Source organism: Streptomyces sp. EDA2-14, from assembly GCF_054963755.1.
This window is the reverse complement of record NZ_JBUEGE010000046.1, coordinates 1-1,418: the sequence shown is the minus strand read 5'-3', so window position 1 is coordinate 1,418 and position 1,418 is coordinate 1. Positions and strand designations below refer to the sequence as shown.

Sequence of the window (1,418 nt, the reverse complement as noted above, 5' to 3'; positions counted from 1 at the left end):
CAACACAGTGGACGCGAGCAACTGAGGACAAGCCCTCGGCCTATTAGTACCAGTCACCTCCACCCGTTACCGGGCTTCCAGATCTGGCCTATCAACCCAGTCGTCTACTGGGAGCCTTAACCCCTCCAAGGGGGTGGGAATACTCATCTCGAAGCAGGCTTCCCGCTTAGATGCTTTCAGCGGTTATCCTTTCCGAACGTAGCCAACCAGCCATGCCCTTGGCAGGACAACTGGCACACCAGAGGTTCGTCCGTCCCGGTCCTCTCGTACTAGGGACAGCCCTTCTCAATATTCCTACGCGCACAGAGGATAGGGACCGAACTGTCTCACGACGTTCTAAACCCAGCTCGCGTACCGCTTTAATGGGCGAACAGCCCAACCCTTGGGACCGACTCCAGCCCCAGGATGCGACGAGCCGACATCGAGGTGCCAAACCATCCCGTCGATATGGACTCTTGGGGAAGATCAGCCTGTTATCCCCGGGGTACCTTTTATCCGTTGAGCGACGGCGCTTCCACAAGCCACCGCCGGATCACTAGTCCCGACTTTCGTCCCTGCTCGACCCGTCGGTCTCACAGTCAAGCTCCCTTGTGCACTTACACTCAACACCTGATTACCAACCAGGCTGAGGGAACCTTTGGGCGCCTCCGTTACCCTTTGGGAGGCAACCGCCCCAGTTAAACTACCCATCAGACACTGTCCCTGATCCGGATCACGGACCCAGGTTAGACATCCAGCACGACCAGAGTGGTATTTCAACGACGACTCCCCCTGAACTGGCGTCCAGGGTTCACAGTCTCCCACCTATCCTACACAAGCCGAACCGAACACCAATATCAAACTGTAGTAAAGGTCCCGGGGTCTTTCCGTCCTTCTGCGCGAAACGAGCATCTTTACTCGTAGTGCAATTTCACCGGGCCTATGGTTGAGACAGTCGAGAAGTCGTTACGCCATTCGTGCAGGTCGGAACTTACCCGACAAGGAATTTCGCTACCTTAGGATGGTTATAGTTACCACCGCCGTTTACTGGCGCTTAAGTTCTCAGCTTCGCCACACCGAAATGTGACTAACCGGTCCCCTTAACGTTCCAGCACCGGGCAGGCGTCAGTCCGTATACATCGCCTTACGGCTTCGCACGGACCTGTGTTTTTAGTAAACAGTCGCTTCTCGCTGGTCTCTGCGGCCACCCCCAGCTCAGAGTGCAAGACTCATCACCAGACGTGGCCCCCCTTCTCCCGAAGTTACGGGGGCATTTTGCCGAGTTCCTTAACCATAGTTCACCCGAACGCCTCGGTATTCTCTACCTGACCACCTGAGTCGGTTTAGGGTACGGGCCGCCATGAAACTCGCTAGAGGCTTTTCTCGACAGCATAGGATCATCCACTTCACCACAATCGGCTCGGCATCAGGTCTCACCC

1 rRNA gene is annotated in these 1,418 nt (G+C 56.1%); it reads right to left on the bottom strand.

The annotated features are described in order from the left end of the window. Positions 1-23 precede the first annotated feature (23 nt). Positions 24-1,418, bottom strand: a 23S ribosomal RNA gene (locus ACY34M_RS41830); the annotation flags it as partial.